21 protein-coding genes are annotated in these 25,446 nt (G+C 73.0%); 9 read left to right on the top strand and 12 right to left on the bottom strand.

The genetic code is table 11. From position 1 onward, the window contains the following. Positions 1-11: 11 nt before the first annotated feature. Positions 12-1,793, bottom strand: a complete 1,782-nt coding sequence (locus IE252_RS22920) for an ABC transporter ATP-binding protein (RefSeq protein WP_190091320.1) — start codon at positions 1,791-1,793, stop codon at positions 12-14. Further along, positions 1,790-3,586 (bottom strand): ABC transporter transmembrane domain-containing protein, encoded by a 1,797-nt coding sequence (locus IE252_RS22915; protein ID WP_190091319.1) that lies wholly within the window; start codon positions 3,584-3,586, stop codon positions 1,790-1,792. The genes IE252_RS22920 and IE252_RS22915 overlap by 4 nt, the downstream gene beginning before the upstream one ends. A gap of 158 nt (positions 3,587-3,744) precedes the next feature. Here IE252_RS22915 and IE252_RS22910 point away from each other — a divergent pair, with 158 nt between their 5' ends. After that, positions 3,745-5,358, top strand: a complete 1,614-nt coding sequence (locus IE252_RS22910; protein ID WP_308434553.1) for a peptide-N4-asparagine amidase — start codon at positions 3,745-3,747, stop codon at positions 5,356-5,358. A 49-nt stretch (positions 5,359-5,407) separates the two neighbouring features. Here IE252_RS22910 and IE252_RS22905 read toward each other — a convergent pair whose 3' ends face one another. The 3 genes from IE252_RS22905 to IE252_RS22895 form a co-directional block, all read right to left on the bottom strand. Next, positions 5,408-6,832 (bottom strand): Gfo/Idh/MocA family protein, encoded by a 1,425-nt coding sequence (locus IE252_RS22905; RefSeq protein WP_190091318.1) that lies wholly within the window; start codon positions 6,830-6,832, stop codon positions 5,408-5,410. A gap of 243 nt (positions 6,833-7,075) precedes the next feature. Beyond that, complete coding sequence (locus tag IE252_RS22900) at positions 7,076-10,036, bottom strand: FAD-binding and (Fe-S)-binding domain-containing protein (protein WP_190091317.1); 2,961 nt, start codon at positions 10,034-10,036, stop codon at positions 7,076-7,078. A gap of 13 nt (positions 10,037-10,049) precedes the next feature. Next, positions 10,050-10,493, bottom strand: coding sequence for a MarR family winged helix-turn-helix transcriptional regulator (locus tag IE252_RS22895; RefSeq protein ID WP_190091316.1), 444 nt, complete (start codon positions 10,491-10,493; stop codon positions 10,050-10,052). A gap of 128 nt (positions 10,494-10,621) precedes the next feature. Here IE252_RS22895 and IE252_RS22890 point away from each other — a divergent pair, with 128 nt between their 5' ends. Together IE252_RS22890 and mltG are read left to right on the top strand one after the other, a co-directional pair. Continuing rightward, entirely contained in the window at positions 10,622-12,427 is a 1,806-nt protein-coding gene (locus tag IE252_RS22890; protein ID WP_190091315.1) for an ABC transporter ATP-binding protein, read from the top strand. Positions 12,428-12,454: 27 nt separating this feature from the next. Beyond that, complete coding sequence (gene mltG, locus IE252_RS22885; protein WP_190091314.1) at positions 12,455-13,285, top strand: endolytic transglycosylase MltG; 831 nt, start codon at positions 12,455-12,457, stop codon at positions 13,283-13,285. A gap of 6 nt (positions 13,286-13,291) precedes the next feature. Here mltG and IE252_RS22880 read toward each other — a convergent pair whose 3' ends face one another. From IE252_RS22880 to IE252_RS44305, 6 genes are all read right to left on the bottom strand, one after another. Beyond that, positions 13,292-14,374 (bottom strand): NAD(P)-binding domain-containing protein, encoded by a 1,083-nt coding sequence (locus tag IE252_RS22880; protein ID WP_190091313.1) that lies wholly within the window; start codon positions 14,372-14,374, stop codon positions 13,292-13,294. Positions 14,375-14,415: 41 nt separating this feature from the next. After that, positions 14,416-15,633 (bottom strand): LLM class flavin-dependent oxidoreductase, encoded by a 1,218-nt coding sequence (locus IE252_RS22875; protein WP_190091312.1) that lies wholly within the window; start codon positions 15,631-15,633, stop codon positions 14,416-14,418. Continuing rightward, positions 15,630-16,658 carry an ABC transporter substrate-binding protein gene (locus tag IE252_RS22870; RefSeq protein ID WP_190091311.1) on the bottom strand — a complete coding sequence of 343 codons (1,029 nt, stop codon included), beginning with the start codon at positions 16,656-16,658 and terminating at the stop codon, positions 15,630-15,632. Before IE252_RS22870 ends, IE252_RS22875 begins: the two co-directional genes overlap by 4 nt. A gap of 26 nt (positions 16,659-16,684) precedes the next feature. Next, a complete protein-coding gene (locus tag IE252_RS22865) occupies positions 16,685-17,443 on the bottom strand; it encodes an ABC transporter ATP-binding protein (RefSeq protein WP_190091310.1) in 759 nt (252 codons plus the stop codon). Next, positions 17,416-18,294, bottom strand: a complete 879-nt coding sequence (locus IE252_RS22860; protein WP_190091309.1) for an ABC transporter permease — start codon at positions 18,292-18,294, stop codon at positions 17,416-17,418. Before IE252_RS22860 ends, IE252_RS22865 begins: the two co-directional genes overlap by 28 nt. A gap of 164 nt (positions 18,295-18,458) precedes the next feature. Continuing rightward, positions 18,459-18,542, bottom strand: coding sequence for a putative leader peptide (locus tag IE252_RS44305; protein WP_356842044.1), 84 nt, complete (start codon positions 18,540-18,542; stop codon positions 18,459-18,461). A 91-nt stretch (positions 18,543-18,633) separates the two neighbouring features. On the opposite strand from IE252_RS44305, the gene IE252_RS22855 reads away from it, so the two are divergent. Next, complete coding sequence (locus tag IE252_RS22855) at positions 18,634-19,053, top strand: YjbQ family protein (RefSeq protein WP_190091308.1); 420 nt, start codon at positions 18,634-18,636, stop codon at positions 19,051-19,053. 10 nt (positions 19,054-19,063) lie between these two features. On the opposite strand, the gene IE252_RS22850 is transcribed toward IE252_RS22855, so the two are convergent. Beyond that, complete coding sequence (locus IE252_RS22850) at positions 19,064-19,651, bottom strand: TetR/AcrR family transcriptional regulator (protein ID WP_190091307.1); 588 nt, start codon at positions 19,649-19,651, stop codon at positions 19,064-19,066. A gap of 243 nt (positions 19,652-19,894) precedes the next feature. Between IE252_RS22850 and IE252_RS22845 the strand changes: the two genes are divergently transcribed. The 5 genes from IE252_RS22845 (at position 19,895) to IE252_RS22825 (ending at position 25,440) form a co-directional block, all read left to right on the top strand. Further along, the gene (locus IE252_RS22845; RefSeq protein ID WP_190091306.1) at positions 19,895-20,473 is read left to right on the top strand and encodes a (2Fe-2S)-binding protein; all 579 of its coding nucleotides are present in this window, start codon (positions 19,895-19,897) and stop codon (positions 20,471-20,473) included. Further along, complete coding sequence (locus IE252_RS22840) at positions 20,470-21,462, top strand: FAD binding domain-containing protein (protein WP_190091305.1); 993 nt, start codon at positions 20,470-20,472, stop codon at positions 21,460-21,462. Before IE252_RS22845 ends, IE252_RS22840 begins: the two co-directional genes overlap by 4 nt. Then, the gene (locus tag IE252_RS22835; protein WP_190091304.1) at positions 21,459-23,606 is read left to right on the top strand and encodes a xanthine dehydrogenase family protein molybdopterin-binding subunit; all 2,148 of its coding nucleotides are present in this window, start codon (positions 21,459-21,461) and stop codon (positions 23,604-23,606) included. The genes IE252_RS22840 and IE252_RS22835 overlap by 4 nt, the downstream gene beginning before the upstream one ends. Then, positions 23,599-24,786, top strand: coding sequence for an XdhC family protein (locus IE252_RS22830; RefSeq protein WP_190091303.1), 1,188 nt, complete (start codon positions 23,599-23,601; stop codon positions 24,784-24,786). The genes IE252_RS22835 and IE252_RS22830 overlap by 8 nt, the downstream gene beginning before the upstream one ends. A gap of 81 nt (positions 24,787-24,867) precedes the next feature. After that, complete coding sequence (locus IE252_RS22825) at positions 24,868-25,440, top strand: M48 family metalloprotease (protein ID WP_190091302.1); 573 nt, start codon at positions 24,868-24,870, stop codon at positions 25,438-25,440. The last annotated feature ends 6 nt before the right edge of the window (positions 25,441-25,446 follow it).

Here is a 25,446-nt window from a genome sequence, read left to right as displayed (position 1 = left end):
GCGAGGGCGTCTCACCCGTGCCAGGACCGCCACAGCGCCGCGTACGCCCCGTCCGCCTCGACCAGGGCGTCGTGGCTGCCCAGCTCGCTGATGCGGCCGTTCTCGACCACCGCGATCACGTCCGCGTCGTGCGCGGTGTGCAGGCGGTGGGCGATCGCCACGACCGTGCGGCCGTCGAGCACCCGCGCCAGCGAGCGCTCCAGGTGCCGTGCGGCGCGCGGGTCCAGGAGCGAGGTCGCCTCGTCCAGGACCAGCGTGTGCGGGTCCGCCAGGACGAGCCGGGCCAGCGCGATCTGCTGGGCCTGGGCCGGGGTGAGGGAGAGCCCGCCGGAGCCGACCTCGCTGTCCAGGCCGTCGTCGAGCGCCCGCGCCCAGCCGTCGGCGTCGACCGCGCCCAGGGCCGCCCACAGCTCGGCGTCCCCGGCGCCCTGCCGGGCGAGCAGCAGGTTGTCCCGCAGCGAGCCCACGAACACGTGGTGCTCCTGGTTGACCAGCGCCACGTGCTCGCGCACCCGCTCGGCGGGCATCCGCGACAGCTCGGCCTCGCCGAGCGTGACGCGGCCCTCGCGCGGGGCGTAGATGCCCGCGAGCAGCCGCCCGAGCGTGGACTTGCCCGCGCCGGACGGGCCCACCAGGGCCAGCCGGGTGCCCGGCGCCACCGACAGGGACACCTGGTGCAGTACGTCCACGCCCTCGCGGTAGCCGAAGCGCACCCCGGCCGCCTCGACGTCCCGGCCGTCCGGGTGCACCTCGGCGTCGCCCGCGTCCGGCTCGATGTCGCGGACGCCGACCAGCCGGGCCAGCGAGACCTGGGCCACCTGGAGCTCGTCGTACCAGCGCAGGATCAGTCCGACCGGCTCGACCATCATCATCGCGAGCATCGCGCCGGTCGTCAGCTGCCCGACGGTGAGCCAGTCGTTCAGGACGAACGTCCCGCCGATCATCAGGACGGCCAGCAGGATCGTGGTGTGGGTGAGGTTGATGACGGGGAACAGGACCGACCGCAGCCACAGCGTGTACCGCTCCCAGGCGGTCCACTCGGTGATCCGCCGGTCGGAGAGCGCGATGCGGCGCTCGCCCAGGCGGTGCGCCTCGACGGTCCGGCCCGCGTCCACGGTCTCGGCCAGCACGGCCGCGACCGCGGCGTAACCGGCCGCCTCCGAGCGGTACGCCGAGGGCGCCCGCCGGAAGTACCAGCGGCACCCCGCCACCAGCAGCGGCAGCGCCACGAGCACCGCAAGGGCCAGCGGCGGCGCGGTGACCCCGAGCGCGCCCATGAGCAGCAGCGCCCACACCACGCCGATGGCCAGCTGCGGCACGGCCTCGCGCATCGCGTTGGCCAGCCGGTCGATGTCCGTGGTGATCCGGGACAGCAGATCGCCGGTGCCCGCGCGCTCCAGGACGCCCGGCGGCAGCCCGACCGACCGCACCAGGAAGTCCTCGCGCAGATCGGCCAGCATCTCCTCGCCGAGCATCCCGCCGCGCAGCCGCACCAGGCGGACGAAGACGGTCTGCACGACCAGCGCGCCCCCGAACAGCGCGGCCGTGCGCCCCAGATGGAGGTCCTGGACGTCGTCGGAGAGGTCCTCGACGATCCCGCCCAGCAGGTACGGGCCGACCATTGAGGAGATCACCGCGACCGCGTTGACCCCGATGAGCAGCGCGAACGCCTTGCGGTGGCGCCGCAGAAGCTGACCTACGTACGCCCGGACGGTCGCCGGGGTGCCGACGGGCAGGGTGGTGGCCGACTGCGGGGCCGCCGGGTCGTACTCGGGTGCCGCCACGCCGATCATGCCGTCTCCTCCCATGTCTGAAGTGCTTTTGTCTCTTCGTCGGTCTCGCGCGTGACCACCGCCCGGTAGCGGGTGTCGGTGCGCAGCAGTTCGCGGTGCACCCCGACCGAGGCGACCTCGCCGTCGTGCACGAGGACGACCCGGTCCGCCAGGTCGAGCAGCAGCGGCGACGACGAGAACACCACCGTCGTACGGCCCGCGCGCAGCCGCTTGATGCCGCCCGCGACCCGTGACTCGGTGTGCGAGTCGACCGCCGAGGTCGGCTCGTCCAGGACGAGAACCTCCGGGTCGGTCACCAACGACCGGGCCAGGGCCAGGCGTTGGCGCTGGCCGCCGGAGAGCGACCTGCCGCGCTCGGTGATGCGGGTGCGCATCGGGTCGCCGTCGGTGTCCACCGACGCCTGGGCGAGCGCGTCGAGCACGTCGCCGCACTGCGCCGCCGCCAGCGCCTCGTCGGGCGCGACCTTCCCGGACGAGGGCACGTCCAGGAGCTCGTGGAGCGTGCCGGAGAGCAGCACCGGGTCCTTGTCCTGGACAAGGACGGCGGCCCGGGCCGCGTCCAGCGCGAGCCCGTCCAGCGCGACCCCGCCGAGCAGGGCGGACGGCAGCTCGTCGGCCTCGGCGGCGTGCCCGCCGAGGCGTTCGGCCAGCCGTCCGGCCGCGTCCGGGTCGCCGCACACGACGGCCGTGAACCGGCCCTCGGGCGCCAGCAGTCCGGTCGCCGGGTCGTACAGGTCGCCGGACGGGCCGTCGGACGTCCGGGACGGCACCCCCGTGTCCGTCCCGGACGGGTCCGTGGCCCGGCCCAGCGCCAGCACGCGGGCCGCGCGCTTGGCCGAGGGCCGCGAGAAGGAGTACGCCATGGCGATCTCCTCGAAGTGGCGCAGCGGGAACAGCATCAGCGTCACCGCGCTGTACACGGTGACCAGTTCACCGACCTGGATCCGGCCGTCGCGGGCCAGCGCCGCCCCGTACCAGACCACCACGATCAGCAGGACGCCCGGCAGCAGCACCTGGACCGCCGAGATCAGCGACCACATGCGGGCGCTGCGCACGGCCGCCCTGCGGACCTCCTGGGAGGCCTCGCGGTAGCGGCCGAGGAAGAGCTCCTCGCCGCCGATGCCGCGCAGCACCCGAAGCCCGGCCACGGTGTCCGAGGCCAGCTCGGTGGCCCGGCCCGCCTTCTCGCGCTGGACGTCGGCCCGCCGGGTGGCGGGCGGCAGCAACGGCAGGACGGCCAGGGCCAGTACGGGCACGCCGATCGCGACCACGACGCCGAGCGCCGGTTGGTACAGCACCAGGCCGACGCAGATGATCACCAGTGCGGTGGCCGCCGCCGCGAACCGCGACAGCGCCTCCACGAACCAGCCGATCTTCTCGACGTCGCCGGTGGAGACCGCGACGACCTCGCCCGCCGCGACCCGGCGCGTGAGTACCGAGCCGAGCTCGGCGGTCTTGCGCGCGAGCAGCTGCTGGACGCGCGCGGCGGCCGTGATCCAGTTGGTCACGGCGGTGCGGTGCAGCATGGTGTCGCCGACCGCGATGGCCACGCCGAGCAGCGCGATGAGGCCGCCCGCGAGGGCGAGCCGCGTTCCCGAGCGGTCGATCACGGCCTGGACGGCGATGCCCACGCCGAGCGGGAGCCCGGCGAGGCCGCACTGGTGCAGCAGCCCCCAGGCCGTCGATTTGAGCTGTCCGGCGAGCTGCTGGCGGCCCAGCCACAGCAGGAAGCGGGGACCCGAGCGGACGTCCGGTTCGCCTGGATCCGTATAAGGAAGATCGCGAATCTGCATGACGTCCCAAGGATCGGAAAGAGTGGTTCAAACCGTGCAAGGTTCGCCTTCCGACGGGCCCCGGGGCAATTGATTTTTCCGCCGTGGCGGCCGGAACGCGCCAAGATAGGCGGCCCGCCCCTGGCGCGCGGGGCCTCCTCGCGCTTCACTCCTGACGCATGAGACCACGAAAGATCATGTCCATGATCGGCGGGGTACTGCTCGCCGCCGGGGCGGTGCTCGGCGCGGGCCCGGCGGCCTCCGCCGCACAGCCGGCCGAGCCGCCCGCCGAGTTCGGCACCGACTGGCACGACCCGGTCACCGCCGCCCCGCCGGTCGCCGTGCCGCACACCCGCAGCTGCCAAGTCACCCTGGCGCAGGCGCAGTTCCGCGACTTCACGCCGTACAAGGGGAGTTACGCGCCGCCGAAGGGGTGCGGCGACCGCTGGAGCAAGGTGGTGCTGCGGCTCGACGGCAAGGTCAAGGGCAGGCAGTACGACCGGCTCGGCTACCTCCACGTCGGCGGCGTCGAGGTGCTGCGGACCTCGACGCCCGAGCCCTCACCGGACGGCATCGTCTGGAACGTCGAGAAGGACGTCACCCGTTACAGCGACACCTTCCGCTTGGCGCAGCCCGTCGAGATGCTGATCGGCAACGTCGTCGACGACACGTACACCGGCGTCATCGACGTCAAGGTCACGCTGACCTTCTATGCCGCAGAAGGCCGGGTGAAGCCCGCCGCGACGCCGGACAAGGTGCTGCCGCTGGACGGCACCGCGCTGACCACGCCGCGCAACTCCGAGCGGATCGTCGCCGAGGTGTACGCGACCGGCTCGGGCGGCGGCTGCGAGGAGTTCTGGTACCTCGCGGTGCCGGACCCCGCGCCCTACTCCTGCAAGGCGGCCGCCGGACCCAACCGCGAGGTGCGGATCAAGGTCGACGGCCAACTCGCCGGAATCGCCTCGCCGTTCCCGAACGTATGGACCGGCGGCTGGTCCAACCCCTTCCTCTGGTACGTCGTCCCGGCGCCCCACGCCTTCGACGTACGGCCGATCGAGTACGACCTGACGCCGTACGCGGCGCTGCTCGACGACGGCCGCGCGCACCAGGTGGAGGTGTCGGTGGCCGGGGTGCCCGAGGGGCAGTCCGGCTGGTCGACGCCGGTCAACGTACTGGTCTGGCAGGACCGGGGCAGCGAGGTCGTCACCGGGGCGCTCACCCGCCACGAGGAGAGCGCGCCCGCCGACTCCACCACGTACACGCCCGGAACCGAGCTGCGCCTCGACGCGAAGGCGAGCCACCGGCTGACCACGGCGGGCTATCTGAACACCTCGCACGGCCGGGTCACCACCACGGTCGCCCGTAGCGTCGCCGCCGACACCGTCCACCGCTGGACCGAGGGCGAGAACACCGACGCCCTGAAGGGGAGTTGGACCGACGACAGCGCGGTCACCACGGACGGGCGCGGCCCGGCCGTCACCGCGCGCGTGCACCGTACGTACACGATGGACGGCACCATCACCATCGGCGCGGACAACCGGCTGCGGACCGTGATCACCCTCGGGGACCGGGCGGACACCGCCACCCTGCGCGGCGGCCGGACCGCCTCGTGGTCGCACCTGGACGACACCTACCGGGGTGACGCCTCCTGGACCATGAACGTCCCGCGCGACCAGCGGCACGCGACCGGCACCTCCGCCGAGCGCTACCGGCTGTACGGCTCCGACGGCTGCTACGACCGGAGCCTGCAGACCGTCCAGGGCACCCTCACCGAGGACCTGCGGCGCTGCTGAACGGCGGGTGCGGGGCCCGTGCTCGCCGCCAAGCACGGGCCCCGCGGTCTCAGGCCTCCGACGGCTTCTCGGAGTCCATTCCGGGGCGGGACCTGTGCCAGTCGCCGCGGGTGAAGTCGGGGATCTGCTGGGGTGCGCCGTTCGCCTTGAGCGAGAGGTGGCTCAGCGGCACCGGCGCCGACCAGGCGGCCGCGTCGTACACGTCGAAGTCCGGGACGAGCCCGAGGCGCATGCACTGCATCGTGCGGAACACCAGCATGTAGTCCATGCCGCCGTGCCCGCCGGGCGGGTTGGCGTGCTCCTTCCAGAGCCAGTGGTCCCAGTCGGTGTACTTGGAGAAGTCGCCCCAGTTGTCGTCGTGGTGGTCCGGCTCGATGTAGATCCGCTCCGGGTAGTCCTCGAAGACGCCCTTGGTGCCGCCGAGGCTGTTGATGCGGCTGTAGGGGTGCGGCGTCGACACGTCGTGCTCCAGGCGGATCACCCGGCCCTTGGCGGTCCGCACCAGGCTGATCGTCCGGTCGCTCTCGATGTACGACTCCTTGAAGCTGGGGTCGCCCGCGGGCATGTGGGCCTCGCGGTACTCGGCGAGGCCGAGCGCGGGTGTGCCGACGCTGACGATGGACACCACGCGGTCGCCGCGGTTGACGTCCATGTAGTTGGCGACCGGGCCGAAGCCGTGGGTGGGGTAGAGGTCGCCGCGCAGCCGGGTGTGCCACAGCCGCCGCCAGGGCCCCTCGTAGTACTTCGGGTCGAACATCAGGCCGCGCAGATCGTGGATGTACGCGCCCGCGCCGTGCAGCAGCTCGCCGAACTTGCCCGCGTGCGCCATCCGCAGCACCCGCATCTCGTTCCTGCCGTAACAGCAGTTCTCCAGCTGCATGCAGTGGCGTCTGGTGCGCTCGGAGAGGTCGACCAGCTCCCACAGCTGGTCCATGCGCATCGAGGCCGGGCACTCCACGCCCGCGTGCACGCCGTTGAGCAGGGCCGCCTTGGTGATGTCGAAGTGGGAGTCCCAGGGCGTGGCGATGTGCACGAAGTCGATGTCATGGCGCCCCAGGAGCTGTTCGTAGTCGTGGTCGCCGTTGGCGTAGACGGCGGGCGCGGGCTGGCCCGCCGCGACCACCTTGGCGGCGGCGCTCTCCGCCTTGGCCCTCACCGGGTCGCAGAGCGCCACGACCCGCACCCCGGGGACGGCGAGGTACAGGTCGATCATGCTCCCGCCGCGGTTGCCGAGACCGATCAGGCCCACCCGGACCGTGGAGCGCCGCTGGAACGGCACCCCGATCATGGTCCGGCCCTGACGCTTCGGCGCGGGCACCTCCTGCGGCTGGGCCGGGGCCTGTGCGGCCTGTTCGGCGGCCGAGGCGCTGCCCGTGCCCAGGCCGCCGATTCCGATCCCGGCGCCCGCGGCCCCCGCCGTCCACAGGACGTCGCGTCGGCTGATGTCGTGGTTCTGCGGAGCTGCGTCGTTCATCGAGTCTCCTGGAAAGAGAGGGAGCTGATTTCTGCGCGGCGTTACACGAACCTCGGTAAGGACCATGGTTGTTGGGGCTGCTGCCGCGCAAGGGGGCCTGTCGACGCTGGGGGCCGCCCCGGGAAGGTACACCGCTGCACCCCGTCACGGTACGTCCGGATACGCCCGGGTCGTGGGAGGCGCGGGGAAAGCACCCGGACGGGTCGTTGACGGCCCGTCAGTCACCGTCGCCCCGCACACGGCTCAGGTGCGCCGCAGATACTCCGGTCCTGGCCGGGTCGCACGCTCCAGCTCCAGCAGTACGGAGACGTAGGCGCGGCCGGTCGCGCGCTCCATGCCGATCTCGCACATCCGGTTCGCGGAGAGATGGGCGTCGAAGTGACGGTCCGTCACCTCGTCGGCCTCGTGTGCGGTGGCCGCTCCGGTGAGCTCCTGGTGGAGCATCCCCCGGTCGCCCGCGAAGGCGCAGCACCCCGCGTCGTCCGGCACCACGACCTCCTCGGCGCAGGCCTCGGCGACCGCGCGCAGCTGCGCCTCGTCGCCCAAATGCCGCATGGAGCAGGTCGGATGGAGCACGGCCGAGCGCGCCCGGCGCAGCACGGTCAGCTCCGGCAGCAGCTCCTCGGCGGCCCACACCACCGAGTCCACGACGGTCAGCGCGGCGTGCAACTCCCGGTTGTCCGCGGTGAGATACGGCACCACCTCGTGCGCGATGCCCAGGGTGCAGGAGGAGGCGTCGACGACCAGCGGGAGCGTGCCGCCGGCCGTCCAGCCCCAGGCGGCCTCGACGATCCGGTTGGCCATCACGGCGTTGCCCAGCTCGTACCCCTTCGAGTGCCAGATGGTGGCGCAGCAGGTGCCCGCCACGTCCTCGGGGATCCACACCGGCTTCCCCGCGCGCGTGGCGAGGGCCACCACGGCCTGCGGCAGCGACGGGCCCCGGTGGCCCTCCGGCTCCCCGAAGATCCGGTTGACGCAGGCCGGGTAGTACACGGCGCTCGCGCCGACCCGTCGGGTACGGGGCAGGGCGCGGGCGGCGGCGCCCGGGATCTCGGGCAGCCACTCGGGCACCAGATCGGGGCGCACCGCCTTGCGGGCGAGACCCGTCACGCGCGCGAGGGCGCGGTCGCCGATGCGGTCGCCGATGGTGCGGGCGGCGGCCACCGCGAGGCGCGCGGAGGCCTCGACGGCCTTGAAGTGCCGGGCGGTCAGCGCGGCCGCCCGCTCCTCGCGCGGGCTGTGCCGAAGGTGGCGGAAGTGCTTCATCAGGGCGCCGGTGTCGATGCCCACCGGGCAGTCGAGCGCACAGGTCGAGTCGCCCGCGCAGGTGTCCACGGCGTCGTATCCGTACGCGTCGAGCAGCGCGTCCTGGACCGGTGAGCCGTCGCCCTGGCGCATCATCTCCCGCCGCAGCACGATCCGTTGGCGGGGTGTGGTGGTCAGGTCACGGCTGGGGCAGGTGGGCTCGCAGAAGCCGCACTCGATGCACGGGTCCGCGATCAGCTCCACCTTCGGGATGGTCTTGAGGCCGCGCAGATGGGCGCGCGGATCGCGGTCCAGGACGATCCTCGGCGCGAGCACCCCGTCCGGGTCGATGAGCCGCTTGGTCCGCCACATCAGCTCGGTGGCCCTCGGCCCCCACTCCAGCTCCAGGAACGGCGCGATGTTGCGGCCGGTGGCGTGCTCGGCCTTGAGCGAGCCGTCGAAGCGCTCCACGGTGAGGCGGCAGAAGTCGGCCATGAACGCCGCGTACCGCTCGACGTCGGACGGCTCGGCCGCGTCGAACGCCAGCAGGAAGTGGAGGTTGCCGTGGGCCGCGTGGCCCGCGACGGCCGCGTCGAAGCCATGGGTCTCCTGGAGCGCGAGCAGCGCCTCGCAGGCCTCGGCGAGCCGGGGCGGCGGCACCGCGAAGTCCTCGGTGATCAGCGTCGTCCCGGCCGGTCGGGAGCCGCCGACCGCCGTCACGAACGCCTTGCGGGCCTTCCAGTACCCGGCGATCGCCTCGGCGTCCCGGGTGAACGCGTTGGTCACCGAGGCGACCGGGGCCACCAGGTCGAGCCCGGCGAGCACCCCGGCGGCCGCCGCCTCGTACGCCTCGCGGCCCGCCTCGTCCGGTGCGCGGAACTCCACGAGGAGCGCGGCCGTCTCCTTGGGCAGCGAGGCCCAGTCGGCGGGGACGCCCGCCACGCTCACCGAGGCGCGCAGGGTGTTGCCGTCGATCAGCTCCACGGCGAGCGCCCCGGCGTCGTTGAAGAGCGGCACCGCCGCGGCGGCGGCCGGGAGCGTGGGGAAGAAGAGCAGCGCCGTGCTGAGCAGGCGCTCCAGCGCCACGGTGTCGAAGACGACCTCGGAGATGAAGCCGAAGGTGCCCTCGGAGCCGACCATCAGCCCGCGCAGGATCTCCACCGGCGTCGAGCCGTCGAGGAACGCGTCCAGCCGGTAGCCGTTGGTGTTCTTGATCGTGTACTTGGCGCGGATCCGGGCGGTGAGCTCCGGGTCCGCCTCGATCTCCGCCTTCAGCTCCAGCAGGCCCGCGCAAAGGCGGGGTTCGGCGTGCGCCAGGTCCTCGTCGGCGCGCGGGTCGCCGGTGTCGACCACGGTGCCGCTCGGCAGGACGAAGGTGAGCGAGGCGACCGTGCGGTACGAGTTGCGGGTCGTGCCCGCCGTCATGCCCGAGGCGTTGTTGGCGACGACCCCGCCGATCGTGCAGGCGAGCGCGCTGGCCGGGTCGGGGCCGAGCACGCGGCCGTGCCGGGCGAGCGCCGCGTTGGCCCGCGCGACGGTCGTGCCGGGCCGGATCCGGGCGCGGGCGCCGCCGTCCCGGACCTCGATCCCGGCCCAGTGGCGGCGCACGTCCACCAGGATGTCCTCGCCCTGCGCCTGGCCGTTGAGGCTGGTGCCGGCCGCCCGGAAGACGACCTCGCGGCCCTTGCCGTGCGCGTACGACAGGACGGCCGAGACGTCGTCGATGTCCTCGGCGACCACCACGACCTGGGGGACGAACCGGTACGGGCTGGCGTCCGAGGCGTACCGCACCAGGTCGGAGACCTTCCACAGCACCTTGTCGGCGCCGAGCAGTGCGGTCAGCTCACCGCGCAGCGGCTCGGGAGTGCCGTCCGCGAGCCGGTCGGGGACCCGGTCCGGGGACGCGGTGCGCCGCCCGGAGGGGCGCAGGGCTTGCGGCTTCGGCTCCAGGAGCGGCATGCGGCGGATCCCCTCAGCAGCGGCGCTCCGGCACTCCGTCGACCAGAGCGGACAGCAGTCCGCCGAGCACCTCGCGCTGGTCGGCGGTCAGCGGCGCCAGGATCTCCTCCGCCGCGCCCCGGCGCGCGCCGCGCAGTGAACGCAGCGTCGCCCGGCCGGTGTCGGTGAGCTCGATGCGCACCACGCGGCGGTTGGTCGGGTCGGGGACCCGGCGCACGTTGCCACTCTCCTCCAGCCCGTCGACCAGGGTGGTCACGGCGCGCGGGACCACCTCCAGACGGGCGGCGAGATCGGCCATGCGGGGCGGGCTCTCGTAGTGCGCGACCGTCCGCAGCAGCCGGGACTGGGCAGGGGTGATGCCGACCGGCTCCAGGTGCTGCTTGTGGATGCGGTGGAGTCGGCGGGTGAGCCGGAGCAGCTGCTCGGCCAGCACGCCGTCGGCGTCGGTGGTGCTCATACGGGAACAATAACAGGACCTTGTACATTGTGAGTATAGGTAACAGTGAGCTATGCTCCACAAAGTCCTGTCAGTGGCGTCGCCGCGGTGACGCCGTCGTCCTGTCGTCCCACCCTTCGAAGGAGCTCATGCACCCCGAGGATTCCTCCTGGACGCCCCCGCCCCGTGACCGCGAGCAGCCGCCCGCCCAGACGCGGCGCATCCTGCGGCTCTTCCGCCCCTACCGCGGCCGGCTGGCGATCGTCGGCCTGCTGGTCGCCGCGTCCTCACTCGTCTCGGTCGCCTCGCCGTTCCTGCTGCGCGAGATCCTGGACGTCGCCATCCCGCAGGGCCGCACCGGGCTGCTCAGCCTGCTCGCCCTCGGCATGCTCGCGACCGCCGTCGTCACCGGCGTCTTCGGCGTCCTGCAGACGCTGATCTCGACGACCGTCGGCCAGCGCGTCATGCACGACCTGCGCACCGGTGTCTACGCCCAGCTCCAGCGGATGCCGCTCGCCTTCTTCACCCGGACCCGGACCGGCGAGGTCCAGTCCCGCATCGCCAACGACATCGGCGGCATGCAGGCGACCGTCACCTCCACCGCCACCTCGCTCGTCTCCAACCTCACGGCTGTGGTCGCCACCGTCGTCGCCATGCTGGCGCTCGACTGGCGGCTGACCGCCGTCTCGCTGCTCCTGCTGCCGGTCTTCGTCTGGATCAGCCGCAAGGTCGGGCGCGAGCGCAAGAGGATCACCACCCAGCGCCAGAAGCAGATGGCCGCGATGGCCGCCGAGGTCACCGAGTCGCTGTCGGTCAGCGGCATCCTGCTCGGCCGCACCATGGGCCGCGCCGACTCGCTCACCAAGTCCTTCGCCGCCGAGTCCGAGCGGCTGGTCGACCTCGAAGTGCGCTCCAGCATGGCCGGGCGGTGGCGGATGTCGACGATCGGCATCGTCATGGCCGCCATGCCCGCCGTCATCTACTGGGCCGCGGGCATCGCCCTCCAGTCCGGCGGCCCCTCGATCTCCATCGGCACGCTCGTCGCGTTCGTCTCGCTCCAGCAGGGCCTGTTCCGGCCCGCCGTGAGCCTGCTCTCCACCGGCGTGCAGATGCAGACCTCGCTCGCCCTCTTCCAGCGCATCTTCGAATACCTCGACCTCCCGGTCGACATCACCGAGACCGAGCACCCGGTCCGCCTGGAGAAGGTCCGCGGCGAGATCCGCTTCGAGTCGGTCGACTTCGGTTACGACGAGAAGAGCGGCCCCACCCTCAGCGGGGTCGACCTGGCCGTCCCGGCCGGCGGCAGCCTCGCCGTCGTCGGCCCCACCGGCTCCGGCAAGTCCACGCTCAGCTATCTGGTGCCGAGGCTGTACGACGTGACGGGCGGGCGGGTCACGCTCGACGGCGTCGACGTGCGCGACCTGGACTTCGACACCCTCGCGCGCGCGGTCGGCGTGGTCTCCCAGGAGACCTACCTCTTCCACGCCTCGGTCGCCGACAACCTGCGCTTCGCCAAGCCCGACGCCACCGACGAGGAGCTGGAGGCCGCCGCCCGCACGGCCCAGATCCACGACCACATCGCCTCCCTGCCCGACGGGTACGACACGGTGGTCGGCGAGCGCGGCTACCGCTTCTCCGGCGGCGAGAAGCAGCGGCTCGCCATCGCCCGGACGATCCTGCGCGACCCGCCGGTCCTCATCCTCGACGAGGCGACCAGCGCGCTGGACACCCGGACGGAACACGCGGTGCAGCAGGCCATCGACGCCCTCTCGGCGGGCCGCACCACGCTCACCATCGCGCACCGGCTCTCCACCGTCCGCGACGCCGACCAGATCGTCGTCCTGGACGGCGGCCGGATAGCCGAGCGCGGCACCCACGAGCAACTGCTCGACCAGGACGGCAAGTACGCCGCGCTGGTGCGCCGCGACGCACGGCTGGCGCCGGTCGCCTCCTGACGGGGGTCGCGGGTTTACCGTGCCTGTATGACGGAGTCCACGCGCGGGTCCGGATCCCGGCCCCGGCTCACCCGGCGCGGCCGGCTGCTCCTGGGCCTCCTCGCCCTGCTGCTCGTGGCGGGAGGAGCGGTGCTCGTCCTGGTGCTGCGGGAGACCGGCGGCAAGGTCAAGTCCCTGGTCGTCCCGGAGGGCTGGCGGGCCGGGCAGGTGTACGCGGCGGTCGACAAGAGCCTCGGGGTGGCGGCGGGCACCACCCGCAAGGCGGCGTCCGAGGCGGGGCTCGCCCTCCCGGCCGACGCCCGGGGCAACCCCGAGGGCTATCTGTTCCCGGCCACCTATCCGGTGACCGGGAAGACCACTCCGCGCGGACTGCTCGCCTATATGGTCGACACCGCCAACAAGCGGTTCGGCGAGGACCACATCGGAGCCGGTGCCCGGCGGCAGGGCATGACGGTCTATCAGACCGTGGTCGTCGCCAGCATCGTGCAGGCCGAGGCCGACACCGCCGCCGACATGGGCAGGGTCTCCCGGGTCGTCTACAACCGGCTGGCCAAGGGCATGCCGCTGCAGATGGACTCGACGCTCAACTACGCGCTCAACCGCTCCACCCTGGCCACCACCCACGCCGACACCCGCACCGACAGCCCGTACAACACCTATGAGCGTGGCGGGCTGCCGCCGACGCCGATCGGCAACCCGGGGCAGCAGGCACTGGACGCGGCGATCGCCCCGCCGCCGGGGGAGTGGCTCTACTTCGTCACGGTGGCCCCGGGGGACACACGCTTCACGGCGGACTACGCGGAACAGCAGCGGAACGTGCGGGAGTTCAATCAGAAGCAGGCCAAAGGCACCCGCTGAGCGAGGTCAGCGCACCTCGAGGGAGCTGGCCAGCAGCTTCCTGATCTCCCGCACCGCCGCCCGCCCCGCCCGGTTCGCCCCGATCGTGGACGCGGAGGGTCCATAGCCGACCAGATGCACCCGCTCGTCCCTGACGGCCCGGGTGCCGTCGATCTCTATGCCGCCGCCGGGCGCCCGCAGCCTCAGCGGCGCCAGATGGTCGATCACGGGCCGGAACCCGGTGGCCCAGAGGATGACGTCCGCGTCCACGACCCGCCCGTCGTCCCACGCCACCCCACTCGGCGTGATCCGGTCGAACATCGGCAGCCGGTCCAGCACCCCGCTCGCGCGCGCGGCACGGATCGCGTCGTTCAGCGGCAGCCCCGTCACCGACACCACACTCTTCGGCGGCAGGCCCTGGCGTACGCGCTCCTCGACCATGGCGACCGCCGCCCGCCCCCACTCCTCGGTGAACGGGCCCTCCCGGAACACCGGCGGGCGCCGGGTCACCCAGGTCGTGGCGGCCGCGTAGTCGGCGATCTCCATCAGATGCTGGGTGCCGGAGGCACCCCCGCCGACCACGACCACCCGCTGACCCGCGAACTCCTCGGGCCCGGGGTAGTTCGCGGTGTGCAGCTGGCGCCCCCGGAACGTCTCCTGGCCCGGGTAGCGCGGCCAGAACGGCCGGTCCCAGGTGCCGGTGGCGTTGAGCAGCGCGCGCGTGGCGTACACCCCCTCGGACGTCTCGACCCGCAGCCGCCCGCCCTCGCCCTCCCGTACGGCGCTGACGTCCACGGGCCGGTGCACCCGCAGCCCGAAGGCGTCCTCGTAGTCGGTGAAGTACTCCCCGATCACCTCCGAGGAGGGCCGGGCCGGGTCCGCCCCGGTCAGCTCCATGCCGGGCAGCGCGTGCATCCCGTGCACCTTGCCGTACGTCAGCGAGGGCCAGCGGAACTGCCAGGCGCCGCCCGCCCGGGGCGCGTGGTCGAGGACCACGAAGTCGCGGTCCGGCTCGAACCCCGCCCGGCGCAGATGGTAGGCGCCGGACAGACCCGCCTGCCCGGCGCCGATGACCACCACGTCCACGTCCTGTGCCCCGAAGCTGTTCACGGTTCTAGCAACCAAGGGGGGTACGCGGATCTTCCCGGAGCCTAGCGACCCCCTCCCACCAGCAGCGGAGCCCCGCCGGGCGCCGAGGCCGGGCGTCCGTTGGCCGCCGGGACGCCGAGGAGCGGGGAGGCCGGGACCGTCGGCAGCAGACCCCGCGCGGCGAGCTCGGGGGTGACGCCCTCGCCGAACCAGTACGCCTCCTCCAGATGCGGATAGCCCGACAGCACGAAGTGCTCGATGCCCAGGTCGTGGTACTCCTCGATCCGGTCCGCCACCTCGCCGTGGCTGCCCACCAGCGCGGTGCCCGCGCCGCCCCGCACCAGACCCACGCCCGCCCACAGGTTCGGGGAGATCTCCAGCTTGTCGCGCTCCAGCGCGCCGCCGCCGTGCAGCGCCAGCATCCGCTGCTGGCCGACCGACTCGCTCTTGCCGAGCGCCTGCTGGGCCGCGGCGACCGTCTCGGGGTCGAGGTCGTCGAGCAGCCGGTGCGCGGTCGCCCACGCCTCGCGCGCCGAGTCGCGCGAGATGGTGTGCAGCCGGATGCCGAACCGAACGGTCCGGCCGCGCTCCTCGGCCAGCCCCCGGATCCAGTCGATCTTCTCCTTGACCTGCTCGGGCGGCTCGCCCCAGGTGAGGTAGACATCGGCGTGGTCGGCCGCGACCGGCCCGGCGGCCGCCGACGAGCCGCCGAAGAAGATCTCCGGCAGCGGGTCCGGCGGCAGCGCGGTGAGCCCGCCCGCCACCTGGAAGTGCTCGCCGTCGAAGTCGTACGGCTGCCCGCGCCAGACGCCCCGTACCACCGAGAGGAACTCCGACGTACGGGCGTAGCGGCGGTCGTGGTCCAAGTGGTCGCCGAAGCGCCGCTGTTCGGTGGAGTCGCCGCCGGTGACGATGTTCAGGAGCAGCCGGCCCCGGGTGATGCGCTGGTAGGTCGCGGCCATCTGCGCGGCGAGCACCGGCGAGATCACGCCCGGCCGGAACGCCACCAGGAACTTCAGCCGCTCGGTGTGCTGGGAGAGGGCGACCGTGGTCAGCCAGGCGTCCTCGCACCAGGTCCCGGTCGGGGTGAGCACCGCCTCGAACCCCAACTGCTCGGCCGCCTTGGCGATCTGGACCAGATAGTCGATGTCGGGGGCGCGGACGCCGCTGACCGGGGTGATCCGGGAGCGTTTGATCCCCCCGTCGGTGTACGCGTGGCGGTCGACCAGGGTGCGGCCGTCGCCGCCGGTGGGCAGGAACCAGTGCAGACGGACGGTCATGAGGCGGCCTTTCCATAGGTGCGGGGCGCGGTGGTGGAGGCGGGCAGGGTGCCGTTGAAGCGGCGGTCGACGTACTCCTTGAAGGAGAAGCGGCGGGGGATCAGCTTCAGGTCGGCGAAGGTGTCCGCGATCCGCTGTTCGGAGGCGATCGCGGCGTCGTCGACGGCGACCGCGACCCGGGTGCCGTTGCTGCGCTTCACCGAGTCCAGGGCGACGTCGTAGGGCAGCCCGGTCTCCTTCGACCAGGCCTTCGCCCAGGCCTCCGGGTGCTTGAAGACCCAGTCCTGGGCGCGCTGGAGGCGGGTGAGGTAGTCGGCGACCGCCTTGGCCTTCGCGGGGTTGGACAGGGCGGCCGGGGCGGCGACCTGGAAGCCGAGGCCGTTGACGCTGCCCTCGCCGGTGGTGAGGACGCGGGCCTTCCCGCTCTTCAGGACCTGGGAGGTGTAGGGGTCCCACACCGCCCAGGCGTCGACCTTGCCCCGGCTGAAGGCGGCGAGCGCGTCCGCCGGCTGGAGGTAGCTGACCTTGACGTCGGACAGGCCGAGCCCGGCCTTCTTCAGTGCGGCCAGCAACTGGTAGTGGGCGGAGCTGCCCTGGGCGACCGCGACGGACTTGCCCTTGAGGTCGGCGGGTCCCTTCAACGGGGAGTCGGCGGGCACGAGGACCGCCTCCCCGGCGGAGGAGCCGTGGGTGGCGGCGACCACCTTGATCTTGGAGTTGGCCCCGGCGGCGAAGACGGGCGGGGTGTTGCCGACGCCGCCGATGTCGACGGCCTTGGCGTTCACGGCTTCGAGCAGCGGCGGCCCGGAGGTGAAGGTGGACCACTTGATCTTGTACGGGAGGTGGTCGAGCTCTCCGGCGGCGCGCAGGACGGCTTCGGAACCACCTTTCTGGTCACCGACGTTGAGCGTGACGGCACCGGACCCGGACCCGCTGTCGGCGGCGGAGTCGCCGCCGCAGGCGGTGAGGACGAGGGGGAGCGGAAGGAGGAGCAGAGGGAGCAGGGGGAGTGAGCGGCGTCGCATGGAGGAGTTCCTTGGGGAGGGGGTCGTCAGGCGGCGGTGGGGTGGCTGGTGGAGGGAACTGCGGGCTGCTCCACACCGAGTTCGGCGAGCAGCCGCGAGCGGAGCTCGGTGAGGGCGGGGGCGCCCGGGGTGCGGGGGCGGGCCGGGGTGACCGGGGTGTCGTACGCGATGACGCCGTCCCGCATCACCAGCGCGCGGTCCGCGAGCAGCAGGGCCTCGTCCACGTCGTGCGTGACCAGCAGCACCGCGCAGCCGCGCCGCTGCCACAGCTCGGCCACCAGTTGCTGGGCCTTGATCCGGGTCAGCGCGTCGAGCGCGCCGAACGGCTCGTCGAGCAGCAGCAGGTCCGGCTCGCGCACCAGGGCGCGGGCCAGCGAGGCGCGCTGGGCCTCGCCGCCGGAGAGCGTCTTGGGCCAGGCGCCGGAGCGGTGACCGAGCCCGACCTCCTCCAACGCCCGTTCCGCCACGGTCCGTTCGGGCTTGCCCGGCAGTCCGAGCAGCACATTGCGCCACACCCGCTTCCAGGGCATGAGCCGGGGCGCCTGGAAGGCGACCGCGCGCCGCTTGGGGACGAGGACGGTGCCCTCGATGTCGCGGTCGAGCCCGGCGAGCACGCGCAGCAGCGTCGACTTGCCGCAGCCGCTGTGGCCCAGGAGCGCGGTGAACTCGCCCGCGCGCAGGGTCAGATCGAGGCCGTCGATGACGGGACGGCCCTCGAAGGCCCGGGTGAGCCCCCGCACCCGTACCGCGTCGGTGGTCACTGGCCCTTGAAGGTCGGTCGCCATTGCAGCAGCAGCCTTTCGAGAGTGCGGACGACGGCGTCGGCGAGCAGGCCGAGGAAGGCGTAGACGACCAGGCAGACGACGATCACGTCGGTGCGGAAGAACTCGCGGGCCTGGTTCATGAGGAAGCCGATGCCGTCCTCGGCGTTGATGGACTCGCCGAAGACGAGGGCCAGCCAGGCGGTGGCGAGCGAGTACCGCAGTCCGGTCATCGCGCCGGGCAGCGCGCCCGGCAGGACCACGTGCCGCACCAGCCCCCACCGGCCGAGCCCCAACGACTCCCCGGCCTCGACGAGTTGCTCGTCCACGCCGCGGATCCCGGCGTACACGTTCAGATAGAGGTGGAAGGCGACGCCGAGCGCGATGAGGGCGACCTTGGGGGCCTCGCCGATGCCGAGCCAGATGATGAAGAGCGGGATGAGCCCGACCCAGGGGACGGTCCTGAGCATCTGGACGGTGGCGTCCACCAGGTCCTCACCCAGCCGCGACAGCCCTGACACCAGGGCGAGTCCGACGCCGACGACCCCGCCGATGAGCAGCCCGAACACGACGCGTTGCAGGGAGACGGCCATCGCGGAGGGCAGGGTGCCGTCCGCGACCAGGTCCCGGCCGGCCCGGGCGATGGTCCCGGGCGAGGCGAGGACGTCGGGGCCGAGCGCGCCGGTGGCGCTGGAGACCTGCCACGCGGCGAGCAGCAGCAGTGGCCCGACGGCCCGCCGCAACCAGCGCGGCACGGCGAGCCGACGGCGGCGGGAGGAGGGCAGGACGGCGACGAGGTCGAGGCCGTGGGGGTGAGGTGGCTCTAGGGAGAGGGATTTACCGGAAATATCCGGCGGAGCATGGCCGACGGTCATGAGGGCTCCAGGGAAGCCGCCGGGTGGGCGGCGGTCGGGGAGAGCGGGCGCGTACGCGGCCGGACGGACCCGGGGAGGGTTGCGTCAGCGGGGTGCGCGTACGGCAGGGCTCAGCCGGGGAACGGCGAGCCGGACGGGGAGGGTGTGAAGGCGCTGAGAGGGCGTCAGCAACCGCGGGGACACGCGGCGGAGGCCACCCGCAGCAGGTCGATGTGACCGCGCGTGGTGAGCAGAGCTGTACGCAACATGGCGCCGAACGTAGCGACCGGTCAGGACCCGGTCAATGGCGTCTCGCCAGCCGGACGCGCGATCTTGCCGGATGGGCGCGAGGATGGGGCCATGTCCGTCTTCACCACGCGCGTCCTGCGCCTCACCACCGGAACGTCCGAGACCGTCACCGATCTGACCGGGGAGTGCGAGCGGTACCTCCGCGAGACGGCCGGCGGCGGCGACGGCCTCCTGAACATCTTCGTGCCCCACGCAACGGCTGGAATCGCCGTCATCGAGACCGGCGCGGGCAGCGACGACGACCTGCTGGCCGCGCTGCACATGCTCCTCCCCGCGGACGACCGCTGGCAGCACCGCCACGGTAGCCCGGGCCACGGCCGTGACCATGTGCTGCCGGCGCTCGTACCGCCGCACGCGACGCTGCCGGTGGTCGCGGGGCACCTGGAGCTGGGGACCTGGCAGTCGGTGTGCCTGGTCGACACGAACAAGGACAACGCGGAGCGGCAGGTGCGGCTGAGCTTCCTCGGCTGAGCCCCTTCGGCTAGCCGCGCGCCCCGGCCCCCGGCGCCCCCGCCCGCAGCCCGTCCATGACGAGGTCGAGGAGGCGGCCGGCGCGGGGCTGCCAGTCGCTGTGCGGGTCGATCTGCCAGAGTCCGGCGATGGCGAGGACGAAGTCGTCAGGGGTCACGCCCGGGCGGATGGTGCCCGCCTCTTCGTTGGCGTCCAGGAGCAGCGTGATGGCCGCGGTCACCGGCCCGTGGCCGAGCGCGGCCAGGGTGCCCCGGGCGGTGGCCTTGCCCAGCGCGTCGGCGAGGCCCGCCTTGGCCATCGAGTACTGGGCGAAGCGGTCCATCCACTCCCGCAGGGCCCGGTCCGGGGCGCGGGTTTCGAGGAGCTGGGCCGCGGTCTCGGCGAGCTGCTGCACCTCGTACCGGTAGACCTCCAGGACGAGTGCCTCGCGGTTGGGGAAGTGGCGGTAGAACGTCCCCTGCCCGACCCCCGCCTTCTTGGCGATCGCGCTCAGCGGGGCGTCGGCCGAGCAGGTGAGCTCGGCGAGCGCCACCTCCAGGATGCGCTCGCGGTTGCGCTGCGCGTCCGAGCGCAACGGCGTGTCCTTCTTCTGCTGCACTCGTCCTCCTTCCGCAGGCGCGGGCACCTGCCGCCGGACCGCCCGGCGGATTCGGCTCTTGTTAAACGGACAGCTGTCCGTTAGGTTCGGGGATAAAGGACAACTGTCCGTTTAGGTCCACCATAGCGGCAGTCGCGGCCGGAGTGGACGGCCGGGGCGCGCCCGACCGCCTTTCGCCCACCGTGCCCGCCGCAGGTTTCCGATGGACGGCGCTTCGCACACCCACGCGAGAGAAGGCTGCTCATGACCCCATCGACGTCCAGCGCCATCACCTTGAACATCAACGGCGAGAAGCACACGCTGCCGGTCGACCACCGCACCACCCTGCTCGACGCCCTGCGCGAGCGCCTCGATCTGACCGGTACGAAGAAGGGGTGCGACCAGGGGCAGTGCGGGGCGTGCACCGTACTGATCGACGGGCGCCGTGCCGTCTCCTGCCTCCAGCTCGCGGTGGCCGCCGAGGGGCGCGAGATCACCACCATCGAGGGCGTCGCGGACGGCGATCGGCTCCACCCCGTACAGCAGGCGTTCCTCGATCTCGACGGCTACCAGTGCGGCTACTGCACGCCCGGGCAGATCTGTTCGGCTCTCGCCGTGATCGAGGAACACGCGGCGGGCTGGCCGAGCGCGGTGACCGCCGACGTCCGGCCGGAGGCGGGCGTGCCGCAGTTGACCGCCGAGGAGATCCGCGAGCGGATGAGCGGCAACCTGTGCCGCTGCGGCGCCTATGTGTCGATCGTCGAAGCCGTGGCGCGGGCGGCGCAAGTCTCAGCGGCCGAGGCCGCCCAGGGCCCGTCGGCCGGGACGGAGGCGGCGGCATGAGGGAGTTCGGCTACCGGCGCGCCGTCGACGTCCCCGGCGCGGTCGCACTGCTCGGCGCCGACCCGGAGGCGCGCTTCCTCGGCGGCGGCACCAACCTCGTCGACCTGATGAAGTCCGGCGTGGAGCGGCCCGCGCTCCTCGTCGACGTCCGCGAACTCCCCCTCGACCGCATCGAGGTGACCCAGGACGGCGGGCTGCGCATCGGCGCGACCGTCACCAACAGCGACCTCGCCGCCCACCCCGAAGTGCGCCGCCGCTACCCGGCGCTGGCGCAGGCGGTCCTGGCCGGCGCGTCGGGCCAACTGCGCAACATGGCCACGGTCGGCGGCAACCTCCTCCAGCGCACCCGCTGCGGCTACTTCACCGACCTCGCCGCCCCCTGCAACAAGCGCGCCCCGGGCAGCGGCTGCTCCGCCGTCGAGGGCGAGCACCACAACCACGCGATCCTCGGCGCCTCCGCGCACTGCGTGGCCGTCCACCCCTCGGACATGGGGGTGGCGCTCGCCGCGTTCGACGCCGTCGTCTCCTACGAAACAGCCGACGGGCCGGGCGAGTTGCCGCTCGACGCGTTCTACCTTCCGGTCGGCGACACCCCGCACCGGGAGACCGCGCTGCCGCCCGGCGCGCTGATCACCGCGGTGACGCTGCCGCCCGCGCCGGTCGCCGCCCTCTCCCGCTACCGCAAGGTGCGCGAGCGTGCCTCGTACGCCTTCGCGATCGGCTCGATCGCGGCCGCCCTGGACGTACGCGACGGCGTCGTCCACGAAGTGCGCCTGGCCTTCGGCGCGGTCGCGTCCCGGCCGTGGCGGGCCCGTACCGCCGAGCGGGCGCTGACCGGGGGACCGGTGAGCGCCGACGCCTTCGCCGCCGCGGCCGACGCGGAGCTCGCGGCCGCCGAGGCGCTGCCCCACAACGGATACAAGGTGACGCTGACGCGCAATCTCGTCGTGGCCGTGCTCACCGATCTCGCCGAGGAGGCCGCCCGATGACCACGACCACCGGACCCACCCGGATCACCGGCGCCGTCGGCACCGCCCACACCCGCGTCGAGGGCCGCGACAAGGTCACCGGAGCCGCCCGCTACGCCGGGGAGATCCCGTTCGCCGACCTCGCCCACGGCTGGCTGGTGGTCTCCACCGTCGCGCGTGGCAGCGTCCGCTCGGTGGAGACCGCCCCGGTCCTCGCCATGCCGGGCGTCCTCACCGTGCTGCACCACGGCAATGCCCCGCGCGTCGACGCGGACTACATCGGCCTGCTGGGTCAGCCCGACCCGATCGTCGGGCTCTTCCAGAGCGACCGGGTGCCGTGCGCGGGCTGGCCGGTTGCGCTGGTCGTCGCCGAGACCTCCGAACAGGCCAGGGAGGCCGCCGAGGCGCTGGTCGTCCGGTACGAAACGGAGCCGCACGACATCGAGTTCACCCCGGACCGGCCCGGTACGTACACCCCGGAGCCGCGCGAGACCATGGAGACCGACAAGGGGGACCTGGAGCGCGAGCTCGCCGCGTCCGCCGTCGTCGTGGACGCGCGCTACAGCACGCCGGAGGAGCACCACCACCCCATGGAGCCGCACGCGGCGACGGTCCGCTGGGACGGCGGCCGCCTGGAGGTCCACGACTCCAACCAGGGCAGCAAGTGGGTGGCGGACGAACTCGCCAAGCTGTTCTCGCTCGACCCGGCCTCGGTACGGGTGCTGTCCGAGCACATCGGCGGCGGCTTCGGCTCCAAGGGCGTCCGCCCCCACCAGGTGGCCGCGGCGATGGCCGCGACCGTGCTGCACCGCCCGGTCCGCGTCGTGCTGACCCGCCGTCAGATGTTCTCCCTCGTCGGCTACCGCAGCCCCACGACGCACCGGGTCAGGCTGGGCGCCGACGCCGACGGACGGCTGCGCGCCTTCGGGCACGACGCCCAGAACCTCACCTCCACCGTCAAGGAGTTCGTCGAGCAGAGCGCCGGGTTCGGCCGCGTGATGTACGACGCCGACGCGCACCGCACCGCCAACCGGCTGGTGCGGCTCGACGTGCCGACGCCGACCTGGATGCGCGCGCCGGGCGAGGCACCCGGCTCCTTCGCCGTGGAGTCCGCGCTCGACGAGCTCGCCGAGCGGTGCGGCATCGACCCGATCGCGCTGCGCGCCCGCAACGAGCCCACCGCCGGACCCGTCTCCGGGCTGCCGTTCGCCGGCCGCAATCTGCTCGCCTGCTTCGAGGAGGGCGCCCGCAGGTTCGGCTGGGCGGAGCGCGATCCGCGCCCGGGAGTGCGCCGCGAAGGGCGCTGGCTGCTTGGCACCGGCACGGCGGCGGCCACCTTCCCGGCGGGCGCAGCCCCCTCCACCGCGGCCGTGACGGCGCAGCCGGACGGCACCTTCACCGTACGGATCACCGCGTCCGACATCGGGACGGGCGCGCGCACCGCGCTGACCCTGATCGCGGCGGACGCGCTGGAGGTCGAGCCCGGCCGGGTCCAGGTGCGCATCGGGGACAGCGACTTCGGCCACGCGATGGTCGCCGGCGGCTCGACGGGCACCCGCTCCTGGGCCTGGGCCATCATGGCCGCTGCCGCCGACCTGCGCGAACAGCTGGCGCTGGGCGGCGACATCCCGCCCGAGGGCGTCACGGCGCGCTCGGACACCTCCGCCGCGATCGCCGCGCTGCCCGAGAAGGAGCGGCATTCGTACGGGGCGCAGTTCGCGGAGGTCGCCGTGGACACCACCAGCGGCGAGGTCCGGGTCCGGCGCATGCTGGGCATCTTCGCCGCGGGCCGGATCGTCAACCCGCTCACCGCACGCGGGCAGTTCATCGGCGGCATGACGTGGGGCATCTCCATGGCGCTGCACGAGGAGGCGGTCCGTGACCGGGCCTCGGGCGCCCACGTCGGGCCGGACCTCGCGGGCTACCACTTCGCCGCGCACGCCGATGTGCCGCGGATCGAGGCGGACTGGGTCGACGACCCGGACGTGGACGACCCGGTCGGGATCAAGGGCATCGGGGAGATCGGGATCGTGGGCGCGGCGGCGGCGGTCGCCAACGCCGTCTGGCACGCGACCGGCGTCCGCCACCGCGACCTCCCGATCCGCCCCGACCGCGTCCTGCTGGCCGGGACCGGGGCCGGGCCGGACGGGAGCCGACGTGCTTGACATCGCCGAGGAGCTGGACCGGTGGGCGCGGGAGGGCCGGGACTTCGCCATGGCCACCGTGGTGGCCGTGGGCGGCAGCGCGCCGCGCGGCCCGGGCGCCGCGCTCGCCGTGGACGGCGACGGCACCGCCATCGGCTCGGTCTCCGGCGGCTGTGTGGAGGGGGCGGTCTACGACCTGTGCGTCCAGGCGCTCCAGGACGGCGAGGCGGTCCGCGAGCGGTTCGGCTACAGCGACGAGGACGCCTTCGCGGTCGGGCTGACCTGCGGCGGGGTCGTCGATGTGCTGGTCACGCCGGTGCGCGGGGACGCGCCGGACCGGGCGGTGGTCGCGGCGGCGCTCGCGGCCGCCGCCGGGGGCGGGGCCGCCGCCCTGGCCCGGGTGGTCGCGGGCCCGGCCGGACGGCTCGGCCGAGCCCTGCTCGTACGCCCCGACGGATCGTACGAAGGGAGCCTCGGCGGGCTTCCCGGCCTCGACCGCGCGGCCGCGATGGAGGCCCACGCCCTCCTGGAGGCGGGGCGCACCGGGGAGTTCGGCCTGGCGGAGACCGGGGAGCGCTGCGGGGCGGGCGGGATCACCGTGTTCGTGGAGTCGAGCGTGCCGCCGCCCCGCATGATCGTCTTCGGTGCCGTGGACTTCGCGGCGGCCCTGGTGCGTACGGGCAAGTTCCTCGGCTACCGCGTGACGGTGTGCGACGCGCGCCCCGTCTTCGCCACCCGGGAGCGCTTCCCGGAGGCCGACGAGGTCGTGGTCGACTGGCCGCACCGCTATCTGCGGGGCACCCAGACCGACGGGCGCACGGTGCTGTGCGTGCTGACCCACGACGCCAAGTTCGACGTCCCGCTCCTGGAGACGGCCCTGCGGCTGCCCGTCGCGTTCGTCGGCGCGATGGGCTCGCGCCGCACCCACGAGGACCGCGACCGCAGGCTGCGCGAGACCGGCCTCACCGAGCGCGAACGGGCCCGGCTGCGCTCGCCGATCGGCCTCGACCTCGGTGCTCGTACGCCCGAGGAGACCGCCCTGTCCATCGCCGCGGAGATCGTCGCCGCGCGGCGCGGCGGGAGCGGAGTTCCGCTCACGGGCTCGCGCGCACCCATTCACCATGACCCGGACGAAAGGGGCACCGGAGCGGTTCTGCCCCACCCGGCCGAATGGAACTCACGGCAATCTTTCGCGAGTTGAGGGTATGGCATCATGGCCGCATTGTCCGCGGGGATCAGGGGCCCTGAATCACGGGCTCGTTGAATCAGTGAGGTCAATTCCGTGCTGCCTGACTCAGCGTTACCGTCAGCGGAGGACCGTCGGCGCAGGCGCCGCCTGAAAAAGGTCCGCCACACCTGTGAGGCGCTGCTCGCGAAGTGGGGCATGGAGCACGGCTGCGGCATCGAGGAACTGCACCGCTTTCTCAGCGTCCAGAACCGGCGGCCGATCCATCTGATTCCGATGCCGTTCCCCGAGCGCCATCTCTTCGGCCTTTGGCTGAAAATGGACGACTTCGACGTCATCGCTTACGAGAAGGCCGCATCGCAGTCACACAAGGAACACATCATCGCCCATGAGCTGGCGCATATCGCCTTCCAGCACCGCGGCTCCGTGGATTTCGACCGCGGTGACGCGGGACAGCTGTTCACCGACGTCGAACCGGGGGTCGTCCAGAGCATGCTGATGCGCTCGCGCTACAGCGACGACGAGGAGCAGGAGGCCGAGACGATGGCCTCGTTGATCCTGGCCAGGGCCACCAAGCGATGGCTCGAACCCGCCTGGGGCGTCCCGGAGGAGGCCGCCGAGGTCGTCGCCCGGATCGAGAACGGTGTGGGGAAGCCGGAAAACGGATGAACGACA

Source organism: Streptomyces melanogenes (assembly GCF_014649795.1).
GTDB lineage: Bacteria > Actinomycetota > Actinomycetes > Streptomycetales > Streptomycetaceae > Streptomyces > Streptomyces noboritoensis.
The sequence above is the reverse complement of the archived record's forward strand: the minus strand, read 5'-3'. Positions and strand labels throughout refer to the sequence as shown.